The organism is Kitasatospora sp. NPDC048722, from assembly GCF_040650235.1.
Lineage (GTDB): Bacteria > Actinomycetota > Actinomycetes > Streptomycetales > Streptomycetaceae > Kitasatospora.
Genome location: NZ_JBEZGX010000056.1, coordinates 1 through 17,058, shown reverse-complemented (window position 1 = coordinate 17,058; position 17,058 = coordinate 1). Strand labels below are relative to the sequence as shown.

The 17,058-nt window shown below is 74.7% G+C and carries 11 protein-coding genes; 3 read left to right on the top strand and 8 right to left on the bottom strand.

The features are described 5' to 3' along the window. Nucleotide 1 precedes the first annotated feature (1 nt). Nucleotides 2-4,330: a tetratricopeptide repeat protein gene (locus AB0C76_RS31930; RefSeq protein WP_359972279.1), complete on the top strand. Its 4,329-nt coding sequence runs from the start codon at nucleotides 2-4 to the stop codon at nucleotides 4,328-4,330. Nucleotides 4,331-4,685: 355 nt separating this feature from the next. Here AB0C76_RS31930 and AB0C76_RS31925 read toward each other — a convergent pair whose 3' ends face one another. The 3 genes from AB0C76_RS31925 to AB0C76_RS31915 form a co-directional block, all read right to left on the bottom strand. Further along, the gene (locus AB0C76_RS31925; RefSeq protein ID WP_359972277.1) at nucleotides 4,686-5,717 is read right to left on the bottom strand and encodes an SDR family NAD(P)-dependent oxidoreductase; all 1,032 of its coding nucleotides are present in this window, start codon (nucleotides 5,715-5,717) and stop codon (nucleotides 4,686-4,688) included. Nucleotides 5,718-5,928: 211 nt separating this feature from the next. Beyond that, nucleotides 5,929-6,618: a response regulator transcription factor gene (locus AB0C76_RS31920; protein WP_359972329.1), complete on the bottom strand. Its 690-nt coding sequence runs from the start codon at nucleotides 6,616-6,618 to the stop codon at nucleotides 5,929-5,931. Nucleotides 6,619-6,680: 62 nt separating this feature from the next. Next, nucleotides 6,681-7,934: a sensor histidine kinase gene (locus AB0C76_RS31915; protein ID WP_359972275.1), complete on the bottom strand. Its 1,254-nt coding sequence runs from the start codon at nucleotides 7,932-7,934 to the stop codon at nucleotides 6,681-6,683. A gap of 257 nt (nucleotides 7,935-8,191) precedes the next feature. On the opposite strand from AB0C76_RS31915, the gene AB0C76_RS31910 reads away from it, so the two are divergent. Further along, nucleotides 8,192-10,402: an MMPL family transporter gene (locus tag AB0C76_RS31910; RefSeq protein WP_359972273.1), complete on the top strand. Its 2,211-nt coding sequence runs from the start codon at nucleotides 8,192-8,194 to the stop codon at nucleotides 10,400-10,402. 47 nt (nucleotides 10,403-10,449) lie between these two features. Here the strand turns inward: AB0C76_RS31910 and AB0C76_RS31905 are convergent, their stop codons facing one another. From AB0C76_RS31905 to AB0C76_RS31885, 5 genes are all read right to left on the bottom strand, one after another. Then, entirely contained in the window at nucleotides 10,450-11,223 is a 774-nt protein-coding gene (locus AB0C76_RS31905) for a glycosyltransferase family 2 protein (protein WP_359972272.1), read from the bottom strand. Between the two features lie 264 nt (nucleotides 11,224-11,487). Beyond that, nucleotides 11,488-12,162 (bottom strand): hypothetical protein, encoded by a 675-nt coding sequence (locus tag AB0C76_RS31900; protein WP_359972270.1) that lies wholly within the window; start codon nucleotides 12,160-12,162, stop codon nucleotides 11,488-11,490. Between the two features lie 206 nt (nucleotides 12,163-12,368). Then, nucleotides 12,369-14,381 carry a fructose-specific PTS transporter subunit EIIC gene (locus AB0C76_RS31895; protein WP_359972268.1) on the bottom strand — a complete coding sequence of 671 codons (2,013 nt, stop codon included), beginning with the start codon at nucleotides 14,379-14,381 and terminating at the stop codon, nucleotides 12,369-12,371. 106 nt (nucleotides 14,382-14,487) lie between these two features. Continuing rightward, nucleotides 14,488-15,432, bottom strand: a complete 945-nt coding sequence (pfkB, locus tag AB0C76_RS31890) for a 1-phosphofructokinase (RefSeq protein ID WP_359972267.1) — start codon at nucleotides 15,430-15,432, stop codon at nucleotides 14,488-14,490. Beyond that, on the bottom strand, nucleotides 15,429-16,190 hold the full coding sequence (locus AB0C76_RS31885; RefSeq protein ID WP_359972265.1) for a DeoR/GlpR family DNA-binding transcription regulator: 762 nt from the start codon (nucleotides 16,188-16,190) through the stop codon (nucleotides 15,429-15,431). Before AB0C76_RS31885 ends, pfkB begins: the two co-directional genes overlap by 4 nt. A 349-nt stretch (nucleotides 16,191-16,539) precedes the next feature. On the opposite strand from AB0C76_RS31885, the gene AB0C76_RS31880 reads away from it, so the two are divergent. Further along, nucleotides 16,540-16,812, top strand: a complete 273-nt coding sequence (locus AB0C76_RS31880) for an HPr family phosphocarrier protein (RefSeq protein WP_359972263.1) — start codon at nucleotides 16,540-16,542, stop codon at nucleotides 16,810-16,812. Nucleotides 16,813-17,058 lie beyond the last annotated feature (246 nt).

Genomic DNA, 17,058 nt, shown 5'->3' with positions numbered 1-17,058 from the left:
GGTGGCGCCCAACCCGGCCCGCGCGCCCTGGGTCGTCAGTGTCCAGCCGCACGGGCGGCCACTGCCCGAGGGCGGTGGCACGCTCATCTCCGAGCGCCTCGTCCTCACCTGCGCCCATGTCGTCGACCCGGGCACCCCCGCCGAGCCGCCGGAGGGCCCGGTGCTCGTGCGCTTCCCGTTCCTGCCCGCGCACGAGCCCGTCCCCGCCCGCGTCCTGCCCGGCGGCTGGCACCCGCCCAAGGAGTGGGCCGGCGACGTGGCGGTCCTGGAGCTCGACGCCCCGGCCCCGCCCGGGGCCGAGCCCGCGCCGCTGCGCCGCACCGACGCCGACGTGTTCGGCCACACCTTCCGCGCCCACGGTTTCCCCGCCGAGCACAAGACCGGCGGCGTGCCGATCCGCGGCGAGATCGTCGGCTACGCCGAGGGCGACTGGCTCCAGCTGGAGTCGACCGCGCAGACCGGTTGGGCCACCGAACCCGGCTTCTCCGGCGCGCCGGTGTGGAACAACACGCTGCACGCGGTGATCGGCGTCCTCGGGCGGCGGCAGAAGCCGGGCCGCGCCGACCGCCGGGTGGGCTTCGCGCTGTCGCTCGACCCGATCGCCCGGCTCTGGCCGCCGCTCGCCGCGCTCGTCCACGACATCACCGAGCAGGAGCGCCGCGAGCGCCTGGCCCGTCTGCTCGCCGTGCCCCTCGCGCCGTCCGGCGAGCTGCCCAGGCTCGACCAGGTCGACCCGCACGACCTGGGCGTCAGCGAGTCCACGTACACCGCGGGCGGATACGAGCCCTACGTCGACCGTCCGGTCGCCGACCGCGGGCTGGACACGGCCCTCGCCGCCGGTGGCTTCGTCCTGGTGGTCGGCCGGTCCAAGGCCGGCAAGTCCCGCACCCTGCACGAACGCCTGAGCGCCGCCCACGGCGCCGCCCGGCTGGTCGTCCCCCGGCGGGGCCGGCGCGACCTGGCGGAACTCGCCCGGGCCGGCCTGCCGCACTCCCCCGGCCAGGTCGTCGTCTGGCTCGACGACCTGCACCACTACCTGCTCTCCGGTGCGATCGACGCCCACGTGCTGGACCTCCTGCTCCAGCACGACCCGCCCTGCCTGGTCGTCGGCACCCTGACCCACCGCCACCGCGAGGAACTCGCCGGCCTGGAGAACGAGGTCGGCCGCGCCACCCGCGAGGTGCTGCGCCGGGCCACCGTCGTGCACCTGCCGCACACCCTCACCGACGAGGAGCGCGAAGCCGCCGCCGACCTCTACCCGCAGGAGGACTTCTCGCTGCGCGGCCTCGGCGAGATGCTCGTCGCCGCGCCCGCCCTGGAGACCCGTCTGGAGGCCGGCCTGGAGAGCTGCCCCGAGGGCCGGCTGCTGGTCCGCGCCGCCGCCGACTGGGCCCGCGTCGGCTCCCCCGTCCTGCTCGACGAGCCGACCCTGCGCGAGCTGTTCGACCGGTACCGGCTGCGCTTCGTCGAACTCGACCTGGACCCCGGCGACGAGCCGTACCGCACCGCGCTCGCCTGGGCCCGCGACCGCGCCCAGGCGGGCATCGCCCTGCTCGTCCGCGCGCGCGACGACGCCGGGCGACCCGGCTACGAGGTCTTCCCCTACGTCGCCGAGTACCTCGACTCCGCCGTCGACGCCGAGGCGGTCGACGACGCGGCCTGGGAGCTCGCCGCCCAACTGCTGGACGGCGCCGACCTGCTCACCCTCGGCATGGTGGCCGTCGTCCACGACCGCGCCGACATCGCCGAAGAACAGCTGCGCCGGGTCGTCGCCGAGGACGCGGACGACGACCTGACGGCCGCCGCCGCCCTGTTCCTCAGCACCGTCCTCATCTACCGCCGCGAGTTCGCCGAGGCCGAGCTCCTGCTCCAGCGCGCCGCCGACTCCGGCCTTGAGGACGTCGCCGAGCTGGCCCAGAGCGAACTCGGCGGCCTGCTCTCCGCCCGCGGCGAACACGAGGCCGCCCGCACCCTCCTGGAGCGCGCGGTCCGCTCCCAGGACCCGGACATCTCGCTGATCGCCCAGGTCGCACTCGCCGGCGTGCTGTGGCAGCTGGACGAGACCGAGCAGGCCGAGCGACTGCTGACCGCGGTGCTCGCGCACGGCGTCGAGGAGATGCCGCCACAGGCCACCGCCCGGCTCGGCCGGGTCCTCAGCGGCCGGGGCACCGCCGCCGTGCTCGCCGAGGCGCCGGGCATCGGCCCGCCGGACCACGCCAAGCGGGTGCCGGCGCTGCGCTCGGCGCCGTCCTCCGCCGAACCGCCGGCCGACCAGCCGTGGAGCCTGTCGCGGGCGGTCGGCTCGTCCGTCGGCTCGTCGATCAGCGGCATGGCGCGGGCCAGCCTGGGCGGGCTGCTGGTCGGCCGGGGCGAACTCGACCGGGCGGAGGAGCTGCTGCGCTCGGTGCTGGCCGACGGCAACCCCGAAGCGCGCCCGATCGCCCAGAGCGCCCTCGGCGAGCTGCTGATCGTGCGCGGCCGCTACGCCGAGTCGGCGGAGCTGCTGGAACTCGCCCTCGCCAACGGCGGCCCGTGGGTCGAGGTCGGCGCTCGGCTCTGCCTCGGTGTGGCCCGGCTCTTCCTGGGCGACACCGAGGAGGGCGTCGCGCACCTGCGCCAGGTCGTCGACCTCGACCAGGCCGACCGCAGCCCGGAGGCCATGTCCGTCCTCGGCCACTTCCACCTGGGCGAGGACGACTACCCCGAGGCCGAGCAGTGGCTCCGGCGGGCGATCGCCACCGGCCACCGCGACTGGGCCCTGATGGGCCGCACCGGCCTCGCCTGCCTCCTCTACGGCCGCGACCAGGACGACGCGGGCGCCTGCGCACTGCTCGCCGAGGTCGCCGCCTCGGGCCACCGCGACGAGGCGGCCCGCGCGGCCGACCTGCTCGGCGACGTCCACGAGGCGCAGGGCCGCCCGGACGAGGCCGCCGCCGCCTACCGGCGGGCCATCGCGTTCGGGCACCACACCTGGTCCTGGCAGGCCCGCATCGACCTGGCCCTCCTCATCGTCGGCGAGGTCCAGGACCCGCACTCCGCCGGCGGCTCGGACGCCGTCGAGGAGGCGACGGCCCTCCTGACTGCGACCGCCCGCTCCCCGCACCCCCACCTCGGCCCGCACGCCACCTACCTCCTCGGCGGCCTGCTGGACGCCCTGGAGCGCCCGGAGGAGGCCGTCGACGCCTACCGGCTGGCCGTGGCCACCGAGCACCCCGCGTGGTCCCCCGCCGCCCGGATCGACCTCGCCACCCTGCTGGTGGACCTCGACCGCCCCGAGGAAGCCGAGGCGCTCCTGCGCGAGCTCATGGCCTCCGGTCACACGGTGGCGGCGGGCACCGGCGTCGCCCTCCTGGGCGTGCTCCTCGTCCTCACCCCCGGCCGCGAGGCGGAGGGCCTCACCCACCTGCGCACCGCCGTCGACACCGCCGACGGCCCGGCCCTCCAGCTCGCCCGCTTCCACCTGGCCACCCGGCTCCTGGACACCGAAGAGGCCGCCCACGCCGAGGAGTTGCTGCGCGCGGTGCTCGCCGACGAGCCCTCCGACGTCACCGAGGTCGCCCGCGCCCGGCTCGCCGCCCTCCTGCTGGACCGCGACGACACCCAGGGCGTCGCCGACCTCCTGGCCACCGAGGACGACCCCGTCCCCGCGTACGTGGCGGCCGGCGGGGACCTCCTGGAGGTCGGCGAACTCGACGCCGCCGTACGCCTCATGGAGGCCGCACGCGAGCTGCCGGCAAGCCCCGACACCCCGCGCGCCACGACCCTCCTCGGCATCGCCCTGCGCGCCCGCAACGACTTCCCCCGCGCCCGCGACGTCCTGACCGAGGCCCTGGCGACCACCGAACCCGATCTGCACCACCTCGTCCGCCGCTACCTCGGCAGCACCCTGTTCCGCCTGCGCGAGTTCGCCCGCGCGGAGGAGGTGCTGCGCCCGGTCGCCGAGGACGAGCAGAGCCCGCACCACCCGGAGGCCGTCCTCCTGCTCGCCCTGGTCGTCGACAGCGTGCCCGACCGCGAACGGGACGCCGCCACCTGGTTCGAGGCCGCCATCCGCGCCGCCGACCCCGACGTAGCCGGCCGCGCCCGCGTCCACTACACCTCGCTCCTCCAGCGCCTGGGCGACGAGACCCGCGCCCGCGAGGTCCTGGCCATGAGCAGCGAGGATCCCACCCCGACGCCTCGCACCCCCCTGCCCGCAGCGTCCCCACCGCCCGAACCCGACGGCCTCCCGGCCGCCGTGCTCCTCCTCCTGGCCGAACTGGCCGACGCCGAGGACGAACCCGTCGAAGCCACCTACTGGCGCACCCGCGCCGCCGCGGCCGACCGGTGACCGGTGACCGGTGACCGCCGATTCCCGCAGACGGAAGCGGACGCAGCAGATCCCACCGGCTCCCGATGTCGTTGCCGTGCACGGTGGGTTTCGCCCGGGCTCCGGGCTCCGGGCTCCTACGGGCGGACGGCTGCCTGCAGGGACCGTCACACGGGACCACGGACCGGTGAGCGGAGACGCGAAGTGAGCCGGTCTCGTTGGTGCCGGTTCCGGCGACCGGTACAGCGGCCACACCGTGCAGCGCCGGGCCGGTGAACCGTCGGCGTCGAGCAGGGGATCGGACCGGCGCCCCCGCCACCGAGCACGGCGGCGGACGGGAGCGGGCGAGGCGCGCGGGCCGACCGGCCCCGAGTCCTCAGCGGGACCTGTTCACCTCGTTCGGGAGACGCTCCTGAGCGCCCGTCGGCCCACCCGGGTCCAGGGAGACAGCGGCGGTGTCCGCCCCGGTGAATGTCGGGTCGGTGCCGGTCAGGTCGCGGCTGGCCGCCCAGAGGCGTGCCGCGGTCACCGTGTCGGTCAGGTGTTTCCAGAGGGGTTCGGTCCTGGGCGTGCCGCGCAGTCCGAACGCCCGGGGGCTGAGCATCCGGCCGCCGTGCACGTCCGGGTCGAGTACGGCCCGGACGGCGGGCCATGCGGCGGCGTCCTTGCCCTGGACGACGAGGCCGAGCGGCAGTCGGCTCAGCCGCTCTCCGGTGGTCCGGACGTGGACCGGCGGGCGCGAGGGGGTGAGGGAGTCGAGCGCGCCGCCGGGGTGGACGAGCACGCTCAGCGTCGTGCTGCCGGCGACGCGCAGGCGGCGGTCGAGTTCGAGGGCGAAGAGCATCTGGGCGAGCTTGGAGCGCGCGTAGGCGCGCTTGGGCCGGTAGTCGTGCGTGCTCTGGAGGTCGTCGAGGTCCAGGCGTTCGGACTTGGCGGCGAAGCTGCCGGTGGTGACGATCCGGCTCCCCGGGGTCGCCGCGAGCAGGGGTGCCAGGTGGTGGGTCAGCGCGAAGTGCCCCAGGTGGTTGGTCGCGAACATCAGCTCGTGACCGTCCTCGGTTTCGCGGCGCGGTGGGTGGTCGAGCGCCACACCGGCGTTGAGGACGACCGCGTCGAGGCGGTCCGACCCGAGCGCGTCCGCCGACGCCTTGAGCGAGGCGAGGTCGGCGAGGTCCAGGGGCACGTGCTTCACATCGGCGCCGGGCACGCGCGAGCCGATGGAGCCGATGGCGGCGTCGGCCTTCGCCCGGTCGCGGCTGCCGAGCACGACCGTGGCCCCGGTGCCGGCCAGTTGCTCGGCGACGAAGTACCCGATACCCGCGTTGCCGCCGGTGACCAGGAAGCGCTTTCCCTCGGCGCGGGGCAGCCGGTGGACGTCCCAGAACGGGACGTGACGTACGGAGGGCATGACGGGCTCCCGGAGCTCGAAAGTGATCGGAGGCGGGGACGTCCGCGCCTTCACAGCCGGCCGCACCCGCTCCCCTACGGTCCCGGAGGCCACTCACATCCCACTGACAGGACACTGTCCCCGCTGACGGCCGACCCACATGGCGCGGGCCCGGCGCGGCAGCAACCTCCGGTTGGCGGGTCAATCCTCCAGGACGGCCGCGATGTGGGCCCTAGCCGCCTCCGGGCCGGTCGCCGCTGCCCGTGCGGGCGGTGACCAGGCCGGATTCGTAGGCCGCGATGACCGCCTGGGCGCGGTCCCGGACGTCGAGCTTGCCGAAGAGGCTGGTGATGTAGTTCTTCACCGTGGACTGGCTGATGTCCAGGGCCAGCGAGATCGAGGCGTTGTCCAGACCGGTGGCCATCAGCCGCCAGACCTCGACCTCCCGGGGCGTGAGCCCGCCGGTGCCGGGGGCGGTCGGCGGGACGGCGGTCGGCGGGACGGGCGCCCGGACGTAGGTCGAGATCAGCCGGGTGAGCAGACGCGGGGCGACCACCGCCTCCCCGGCGTGCACGGTGCGGATCGCCGCGCCCAGGTCCTCCGGGGAGACGTCCTTGGGCAGGAACCCGTGGGCACCGGCCCGCAGGGCGGCCACCACGTACTCGTCCATGTCGAAGGTGCTGAGGGCCAGCACCCGGCAGCCGGGCAGGACCCGGGCCAGCCGCTCCGTCGCGCCGACGCCGTCCAGGACGGGCATCCGGATGTCCATCACCACGACGTCGGGACGCAGCCGGAGGGCCGCGGCGACGGCCTGCTCCCCGTCCTCGGCCTCGCCGACCACCTCAAGGGCCGGGTCGGGCGAGAGGATCAGCGACAGTCCGCGCCGGACCAGCGGCTGGTCGTCCACGATGAGCACCGTGATCGCGGGATCGGTGCCGGTGCCGGCGGTCGCGCTGGTGTCGACGGTCGGGTCGGTGCTGTCGATCACCGGACCGCCTGCCCGTGCTGGACGGCCGCCTCGGCCGATTCGGCGCAGGACAGCGGGAGTTCGGCCCGCACGGCGAAGCCGCCGTCCGGCCGGGGCCCGGTCGTGAGGGTGCCGCCGTGCAGGGCGACGCGCTCGCGCATGCCGATCAGGCCGTACCCGGCCGGGCCCGCGCCCGGCACGCGCTCCGGTGGGGGCGCGCCGCCGCCGTCGTCCCGCACCTCGACGGTCACCCTGTCCGGGTGGTAGGCCAGGCGGACGGATGCCCGGGCGGGGCCGGCGTACTTGCGGGCGTTGGTCAGGCTCTCCTGGACGATGCGGAACACGGTCAGGCCGACGGTCGGCGGCAGCGGGCGCCGGTCCCCGTCGACGGTGAGTTCGGTCGGCAGCCCGGCCAGGCAGGACTCGTCCACCAGCCGGATCACCTCGTCCGCCCCGGGCTGGGGCAGCGGGGGTGCGGAGTCCGGTTCCTCGCCGGCCCGCAGGACGTTCAGCAGCTGGCGCATCTCGCGCAGGGCCAGCCGCCCCGAGGACTCCAGGGTGACCAGGGCGTCCCGGACCACCTCCGGTTGGCCGAGGTTGGCGCGGGCGCCGCCGGCCATCAACTGCATGGTGCTGATGTGGTGGGCCACGATGTCGTGCAACTCCCGTGCGATGCGCCGACGTTCCTCGGCCACCGCGCGGTCGGCCAGCAGTCGGCGGTTGGCGTCCACCTCACGCTGCCAGCGCGCGATCGCGAGGCCGGCGAGACCCACCAGGGTCGCGGAGAGCGGGGCGGCGATGAGGTCCTGCCAGAACGGGGCGTGGAAGCGGCTCTGGCTCAGCGTGGTGGCGACGGCCGTCACCACGACGGCGGCCGCCGTGACCGGGACGCTGCGGCTGCGGCCCACCGAGAAGAGGGCGACCATCAGGACGGCGCCGAAGTGCGGACCGGCCGGGGCGGCCAGGTCGACCGCCGCCTGGAGCACCAGGACGGCGGCGAGCGCCGGCAGCGGACGGCTGCGCCGGGCGAGCAGCGGCAGGCCCGACAGGACGACGAGGGCGAAGCCCGGAACGGTCATGCCACGGGCGCCGGACACCTGATCGAGGAACAGGTAGCCGAGCAGGTCCAGGGCGGCGGCACCGATGGCCACCAGCGCATCGGTGCGGCTCCACGGCAGGCCGACGAGGGGGCCCTCCGTACGGCCGCCCCGACCGCCCCCCGTACGGCCGTCCGTACCCGCGGCCGCCTCGGGGCGCTGACGCCCGCTCATCTGGTCCTCCCGGCTGATCAGCACTGACCCTCCCCATTCTGGCACCGGCCCGCCGGCCCGGACGTGGTCCCCGAGGCCGAGGCGGCGGGGCGCGACCAGGACCACGGTCCCGGTCTCGCCGCAGGTGGAGGAGCGTGGGCCCCGGTTCGGATCGTCCGCTGCTCGGACGCTCCGGCCCCCTTCTCCTGATGGTCTGGAGACGGGCCGGGAACTCCCGGCGCCGAAGCCGACGTTCGCGTCCATCAGCCGGAGGAATCGTGATCCGCGCACTGACCGGATTCTCCACCAGACACGCGTGGAAGGTCATCGCCCTCTGGGCGGTGCTGGGCATGGGGCTGGGGGTCCTGGGCCCGATGCTGATGTCCCGGGTGACCGAGTCCCAGAGCGGGGACTTCCTCCCCCGGAGCTACGACTCGGCCGCCGCGCTGAGGATCGCCGAGGAGCACTTCGGCGTGCGGTCGGACGCCACCACGGTCACGGTGCTGGTGGCCCGGACCGACGGCAAGCCGCTCGGCGCCGCCGACCAGCGGCAGATCGAGGCCGAGGCCGCGAAGCTCGCCGAGCGCCGGGTCGTCATGCCCCGGAAGGAGGACGAGCCGGAGTTCCTCGTCCCCGACCGCTCCCAGACTCCCCGGATCGCTCCTGCGATGACGGCACCCGACCGCACCTTCGAACTGCTGTCGGTCGGGCTCACCGGCAACGCGTCCGACGAGGGCGTCCAGGGCGTCTTCCGGGCCTTCCGGGACGACGCCCGGGCACGGTTCGCCGACCTCGGGATGCGCACCGGCTTCACCGGCGACCTGGCCGAGCGCTCCGACAGCGCCGACGCCAACCGGACCGCCGTGACGATCGGCGGCGCCCTCGTCACGGCGCTGATCGTCCTGCTCAACGTGCTGGTGTTCCGCAGCGTGCTCGCCGCCGTGCTGCCGCTGCTCGCGACCGCCGTGATCGGCGCCGCGGCCACCGGCACCGTGGCCGGCGCGGCCTCGCTCACCGGCCTCAGGCTGGACGCCGGCACCCCGGGCCTGATCTCCGTGGTGCTGCTCGGCATCGGCGTCGACTACCTGCTGTTCCTGCTCTTCCGGTTCCGCGAGCAGCTGCGGGCGCGGCCCGACCGGCCCGCCCGGGAGGCGGCCGCCGAGGTGGCCGGCCGGGTGGGCACCGCGATCACCTCGGCCGCGCTCACCATCGTCGCCGCCTTCGCCACCCTGGGCGTCGCCAGCTTCGGACAGTTCCGCTCGCTCGGCCCGGCCGTCGCCGTCGCGGTGCTGGTCATGCTGCTGGGCAGCCTCACCCTGATGCCCGCGCTGCTCGCCGCCTGCGGCCGCAGGATGTTCTGGCCCTCCCGCAGCCTGCAGCGGGTGCCGCGCGCGGGCGTCGCCGCCCGCTACGGCGACCTCGTCGCCCGTCGGCCGCTGGCGCTGCTGCTCGCCTCCGTCGCCCTGCTCGGTGCCCTGGCCGCCGGCACGATCGGGCTCCGGATGGACTACAGCCAGCCCGAGGGCTCCGCGACGCCGGCCTCGACCACCGCCGCGGAGATCGCCCGCGCCCTGCCGGCCGGCGTGTCCGACCCGACGAGCGTCTACCTCGTCGCCGAGGACGGCGGCACCCTCGACGCCGGCCGGTTCGACGGCCTCGCGCACGCCCTCACCGGCGTCGAGGGCGTCGGCCAGGTCGGCCGGACCGTCCTCGCCGACGACCGCCGCGCCGCCCGGATCGACGTCTACCTGAACGCCGACCCGCAGAGCCAGCGGGCCCGCGACCTGGCCGCCGGCCCGGTCCGCGCCGCGGTCGCCGCACACGCCCCGAAGGGCACCGGCGCCCACGTCGGCGGTACGGCGGCGATCTTCGCCGACATCTCCACCGCCGTCGAACACGACCTGACCGTGGTCTTCCCGGTCGCGGCCGCCCTGATCGCCCTGATCCTGCTGCTGCTCCTGCGCAGCCTGCTCGCCCCGGTGGTCCTGCTGCTCGCCGTCGGCCTCGGGTTCACCGCCACCCTCGGCGCCGCCACGCTGCTGTTCCAGCACGGCCTGGACCGGCCCGGCATCGCCTTCTCGCTGCCCCTGGTGCTGTTCCTGTTCGTCGTCGCCCTCGGCACCGACTACAACATCCTCATCACCGACCGCATCCGCGAGGAGATGCACCGCCCCGGCCCGCCCCGCGCCGTCGTGGCCCGCGCCGTCCGGCACACCGCCCCCGCCATCGCCACGGCGGGCCTGGTCCTGGCCGGCTCCTTCGCCACCCTGGCCACCACGCCGGGCAGCGAGCAGATCGCCTTCTCGCTGACCCTCGGGATCCTGCTCTCGGCCCTGGTCCTCTCGCTCGCCACGGTCCCGGCCGCCGCGGCCCTCCTCGGCCGCTCCCTCTGGTGGCCGCTGCGTCCCACGCCGGGCGCGGGTCCCGTCCCGGCTCCCCACCCCGTCGCCGAGCCGGGACCGGCCCCGGACCGCATCGGCATCCGCTGACCGTCCGCGGCGCCGGCCCCGTGGTCCGCTCCGGCGCCCGGGCCGCGCTAGATCCGCGACTTCCGCACGGAGTGCCACGTCGCCCCGGCCAGCGCCCCGACCGACCGGAGGACCGACAGCCGCTCGTGTTCGCGGTACAGCGCCCAGTTGTGCTCGACCAGCGCCAGCTTGTTCGAGGACAGCGACCCCGCCCGGCCGGCCCGGTAGACCGCCAGCGGTTCCCGCAGGCCCCGGGCGGGGTGCCCGTCCCTCATGATCGCCAGCCACAGCGCGTAGTCCTGCCGCTTCGGCATGTCCGGCATCAGCCTCGTGCCCAGCACCGTCCGGTCGTACATGGCGGTCAGGGCTCCGATGTGGTCCTGCACCAGCATGTCCCGGTACGTCACGCGCTCCCGCGCCGCGATCACCCGCCCGTTCGGCGTGAAGTCGCAGGCCTCGCCCGTGAAGTCGCCGGCGACCTTGTAGTACGAGGTGAACGTCAGTGGGGCATCGCCCTCGGCGGCGAACGCGAGCTGCCGCTCCAGCTTCTCCGGGAGCCACATGTCGTCGCTGTCCAGGAACGCCACGTACTCCCCCCGGGCTCGCGCCATGGCGAGGTTCCGGGCCCTGGCCGCGCCGCCCTGCTCGGGTGCCGCCTGCGGGCGCACACGCTCGTCCCGGCGGGCCAGGTCCTGCAGCAGGTCCATGGATCCGTCGGTGGATGCGTCGTCGGTGATCAGCAGCTCGACGTCGGCGTGCGTCTGCGCAAGCACGGAGCGTACCGACGCGCCGAGAGTGGCAGCCGAATTGTGTACCGGCATCACCACGGAGACCAGTGGCACGGGGTGCTCCTTACCGAGTTCGGAGTCGTCACGGATGTCGTTGTCGCCGGTCAAGGCTACGCGGGTCCGCCGCAGGTCTTGAACGGTCCACCGGTGTGACGCGACACCGTCCGCTGCAGCCTGCCGGCCAGACGCTGACGAACACCCGGTCAGCCGGCATGGCCACCGGCGTCGCCGGGGTGGGGCCGGCCTGATCGAGAGTGCCCGCGATGCCGGCGCCACCTGGACCGACCTCGCCGAACCCCTGGGCGTCCAGAGCCCCCGTCAGGGCGTGACGGTCGCCGCGAACTCCCCCGTCAGACCCGCTCGCGCCAGCGCCCGGACGATGGCCGGCCGGTCCAACGGGTCGTCGTACTGGTTGGTCCGGCCCAGCCGTTCCAGCAGCCCGAGCGGTTCCAGTCGGTACGCTTCCGCGTCGGCCAGGAGGCTGTCCGCGCTCGGCCCGTCGACCGTGTCGTCCAGGTGGTCCGTCAGCTCGCCCAGCACCTCGTCGCGGTCGATGAAGTGGCTCATTCCGCAGTCCAGGCCGTCGTCGTCGAGGCCGTCCGGGTACGGTGCCCGGGCCCAGGCGCCGTTCTCGTACCAGTAGACGCAGCCGATCTCGTGCCCTTCGAGCCGGTTCCGCAGTTCCTCGTGGGGCAGCCAGTCCGGGCCGCCCGCCAGCACGTCGATCGCCGGCTCGTGCCACTTGACGCCGCTCGCCTCGTCCTCGCCGTAGAGCACGAACCGGCCGTCGCCCTCCTTCGACATGACCCACCAGGTGCAGCCGCAGTCGTCCCAGTGGAGGCCGTCGTCATCGATCCACCGGCCCGTCCGGTGGCGCGGCGGGCGCTCCTCGTACTCGGTGGTCGCCTCGAGCGCGGCGAGAAGTGCCCAGCGCGCCCACAGTTCCTCGGCCGGCGGAAGGTCCTCCGGCAGTCCTGGCCGGTGAACGGTCATGTGTGCCCCCCGTGTGTGTTCTCCGATGGTGACCGCCCCAACGATATGTCCCGCTGCTGACGGGTGAGGGCCGGTCCACGGAGAGCACGGCCCGCCCTCACCGTGCGCGAGCACGACAGTGGCGCCCGCTCGTTCGAGCGGGCGCCACTGACCGGCTCGGAAGCCGGCCTGACGGATCGGCCCGGCCACACCTCGCCGGCCTTGTGTCAGGCGCCGACGAGCTCCTGCTCGGCGCCTGACGGCACGGCGTCCGGGCCCGCCGGGACGGCGGGCTTGCGCATCCCCTTGAGCACGACGACCACCCCCGTGGTGACCACCGTGCCGGCCGCGACCGCGACCAGGTACAGGAAGGGGCTGCCGATCAGCGGGAGCACCCAGATTCCGCCGTGCGGGGCCCGCAGGGTGGAACCGAAGGCCATCACCAGGCCGCCGGCGGTCATGCTGCCGACCATGTTCGCCGGGATGACCCGCAGCGGATCGGCCGCCGCGAAGGGGATGGCGCCTTCGGTGATGAACGACGCTCCGAGCACCCAGGCGGCCTTGCCGTTCTCGCGCTCCTCGGGGGTGAACAGCCGGCGCCGGACGACGGTCGCCAGCGCCATGCCCAGCGGCGGGGTCATGCCCGCGGCCATCACGGCGGCCATCACCTTCAGGCTGCCGGCGTCCGGGGTGGTGCCCGCGGAGGTGAGCGCACCGGCCGCGAAGGTGTAGGCGACCTTGTTGAGCGGGCCGCCCATGTCGAAGGCCATCATCGCGCCGAGCAGCACGCCGAGGAGGATCGCGTTGGAGCCGGAGAGGCCGTTCAGCCAGTCGGTCAGGCCGCTCATCGCCGAGGCGATGGGCGAGCCGACCACCACGAACATCAGGAAGCCGACCGCCGCCACCGACAGCAGCGGGATCACCACCACCGGCATGATGCCCCGGATCGCCCGCGGCACGTTCCAGCGGATCATCCACAGCACCAGGAAGCCCGCGGCCAGGCCCGACACGATGCCGCCGAGGAAGCCGGCGCCGACCGCCACCGAGACGGCACCGCCGGCGATGCCGGCGGCCAGCGCCGCCCGGTCCGCGATCGCCCAGGCGATGTATCCGGAGAGGACGGGGACCAGGAAGCCGAAGGAGGTCTTGCCGGTCTGGAACAGCATCGCCGCCCAGCTGTGCGAGGAGGTCCAGTCGAAATGACCCAGCACGGACGGGGCGGAGGCGATCTGGTAGCCGCCGATCGCGAAGGCGAGGGCGATCAGCAGGCCGCCGGCCGCGACGAACGGGATCATGTAACTGACGCCCGTCATCAGGTACTTGCGCAGCCGCTGGGCCCAGTGCTCGCCCGTCGGCGCGCTGGGTGCGGCGACCGGGGCGGCGGCGCGGGCACCGCTGCCGGTCTCGGTGACCAGGCCGGCGGCCCGGGCGATCAGGTCGTCGGCGCGGTTGACGGCGGCCTTCACGCCCACGTCCACGGTCGGCTTGCCGGCGAAGCGGGCGCGGTCCCGGACCTCGACGTCATGGGCGAAGATCACCGCGTCGGCCGCCGCGATCACCTCGGGGGCCAGCGGCGTCGTCCCGGCGGAGCCCTGGGTCTCGACCTGGATCCGCACACCCGCTCGGACGGCGGCCAGTTCGAGCGCCTTGGCGGCCATGTAGGTGTGCGCGATGCCGGTCGGGCACGAGGTCACCGCGACCAGCAGCAGCCCGGCGTCGGCGTCGGCCGCTTCCGGAGCGGCGGGCGTCTGCGCGACGGCGGCGGGCTCCGGAGCAGCGGCCGGCGTCTCCTCGCCGTTGACCAGGGCCGCGACGGCGCCCGGGCTCTCGGCATCGCGCAGGGCGCCGGTGAACGCGGGATCCATCAGTCGGCGGGCCAGCGCGGCGAGGATCTGCAGGTGGGCGTCGTCCGCACCCGCGGGTGCCGCGATCATGAAGATCAGGTCGGCGGGCCGCCCGTCCGGGGCGTCGAAGTCCACGCCCCCGGCGCTGCGGCCGAAGGCCAGGCTCGGCCGCGTGACGTGGGGCGATCTGCAGTGCGGTATGCCGATCCCGTCGCCCATCCCGGTCGGGGCCTGGGCCTCGCGGGCGGCGACGTCGGCGAGGAAGCCGTCGAGGTCGGTGACCCGGCCCTCGGCGACCAGCCGCTGGGCGAGGGCGCGGAGGGCCTCGCTCTTGTCCCGGGGGGCGAGGTGGAGATCAACGAGTGCGGGTGTGATCAGTCCGCTGGTGTCGCTCATCGTGTCGGTCCTTCGACTGGTGCCTGACAGTGTTCCCTTGCCCCCGGGAATGGTCGCCGTTCCGTCCCACACGGTCGGGCGCGGTGCCTCAAGGCAGAGGCCGTTCTCAACCGCTGAGCGGTCGTTCGAGCGGGATGTCCGCCGTCACGACCACCGCGGCCGGGTCCAGATCGGCCGGGGCCGGCATGACGCTCCCCGGCAGTTGTACGGCGGCGGCGCCGTGCGCCAGGGCCGCCGCGAGTGCCTCGGGGCCGCTGCCACCGGCTCCGAGGAAGCCGGCGAGCGAGGCGTCGCCCGCTCCCACGTCGCTGCGGACGGCGGCGACCGGTGCGCTGCCGTACCAGTTGCCCTCCTCGGCGATCAGCAGCATCCCGTCCGCGCCGAGGCTGGCGAGGACCTGCTGGGCGCCACGCTTGCGCAGTTCCCCGGCCGCGTCCACGGCGTCGCCGACGGTGGCGACCGGGCGGCCGACGGCCTCCGCGAGTTCTTCCCGGTTGGGCTTGACCACGTCGGGGCGGGCCGAGAGTGCGGCGAGCAGCGCCGGGCCGGAGGTGTCCAGGGCGATCCGGGCGCCACCCGAGTGCACCTGGGCGACCAGCTCGGCGTACCACTCCGGAGCCAGTCCGCGCGGCAGGCTGCCGCAGCAGGCCAGCCAGTCGACGCCGTGCCCCAGGTGGTCCTCGCGGACGAGCGCCAGCAACGCGGCCGACTCGGCGGCGCTGAGCTCGGGGCCGACCGCGTTGATCTTCGTGAGACTGCCGCTGTCCTCGGCGATCGAGACGTTGATCCGGGTGTCGCCCGAGATCGCGACCGCCGCGACGTCGATCCCCTGGCTGCGCAGCAGGTCGGCGAGCAGTTGCCCGGAGAGGCCGCCCAGCGGGAGGACGGCGGTGGTGCGGTGGCCGGCGGCCGTGAGCGCACGGGAGACGTTGACGCCCTTGCCGCCGGGGTCGAGCCGGTCGTGCGCGGCTCGGTTGACCTCGCCCGGGGTGAGCGTGCCCAGCTCGTAGGTGCGGTCGAGGCTGGGGTTCGGGGTGATGGTGACGATCATGCGCGGATGACTTCCGGTCCGAGGTTCTCGATCTCTGCGGTCTGCTCGTCGGTCAGTCCGGTGTCCGTGACCAGCACGTCGACCTGGTCCAGCGAGCCGAACCGGGCGAAGTGGCGGACCCCGTACTTGGAGGAGTCGGCGACCAGCACCACCCGGCGGGCGCCGGTGAGCATGGCGCGTTTGACGGCCGCCTCGGCGAGGTCGGGCGTCGACAGGCCACCCTCCGGGGAGAAGCCGTTGGTGGCGACCACCGCGACGTCCGCGTGGACGTCGGCCAGATCGCGCAGTGCCCAGGCGTCGACGGCGGCCTGGGTGCGGTGGCGCAGCCGCCCGCCGACCAGGTGGAGGGCGAGCGCCGGGTGGTCGGCGAGCCTGGCGGCGACGGGGAGGGCGTTGGTGACGACGGTGAGGGCGCAGTCGGCGGGCAGGAGGCCGGCCAGCCGGGAGACCGTCGTCCCGGCGTCCAGGATCACGCTGCCCTCGCCGGGCAGCAGGGCCAGGGCCGCCTTGGCGATGCGCTCCTTCTCGGCGGCGGCGGTGGAGTCCCGCTCGGCCAGACCGGGCTCCAGGTGCAGTGCGCCGGCGGGCAGTGCGCCGCCGTGCACCCGGTGCAGCAGGCCGGCCCGGTCCAGGGCGCTCAGGTCGCGCCGGATGGTCTCCTGCGTGACGCCGAAGCCCTCGGCCAGCGTCGGCACGTCCACCCTGCCCTGCTCCTGCGCGAGGCGGAGGATCTGTTGCTGCCGCTCGGGTGCATACATGTGGGATCGGGTCCGTTTCATGTCCGTTTACGCCTGATGAGGCCCGACCATACGCGCTCCGGCCGAAAAAGCAAGCGATCGCGCCGCCTCTGCGTCCACAGGCCCGGGACTGCCCGAATGTGTTGACATCCCCCGACATCCGGGCGTAGAACCAATCGAAACAACGCGCTAACGGGCGTGAAACCACTGAGCGCCCGGTCTCCGCCACTGCCCCCGTACCGCGAGGACCAGGCGCGAACACGGTGGCCCGCGCTTCACCCCCGTGCGCGGGCCACCGTGCCCACCCCCCTGCCGGCCCGACTCCCACCCGGGTCGGCGATCGTCTCCTCCACCTCCTCCAAGGACTCCCATGCACTCGATCCAGGTCACCGTCGGCTCCCGGAGCGGCCTGCACGCCCGGCCCGCGTCACTGCTCGTCCAGGCCGCGGCCCGCCAGCCCGCCAAGGTCACCGTCGGCCGCCCGGGCCAGACGCCGGTCGACGCCCGCAGTCTGCTGTCCGTCCTCGCCCTGGCCGCCGGCTGCGGCGAGGTCCTGGAGCTCGTGGCCGTCGGCGACGGCGCCCGGGACTCGCTCAAGGAGCTCGCGGACCTGCTCGCCTCCGACCTCGACGCAGCGGCATGACGGAACCGATCCGCGGGATCGGCGTCGGCACCGGCAGCGCGGCGGGCCCGGTCGCCCGGATGGCGCCCGCGCCCCCGCTGCCCGCAGCGAGGGCCGTCGCCGACCCGGCGGCCGAGGCCGCCGCCGTCCGCCCCGCCCAGATCGGAAGAGCACACGACAGAACACCAGTCACGCCGAGAACAATAGCAAAAGACTTAAAAACATTCAAACCACCTGGTAGCGGGGTTGGGGTGGTGGGGGTGGTGT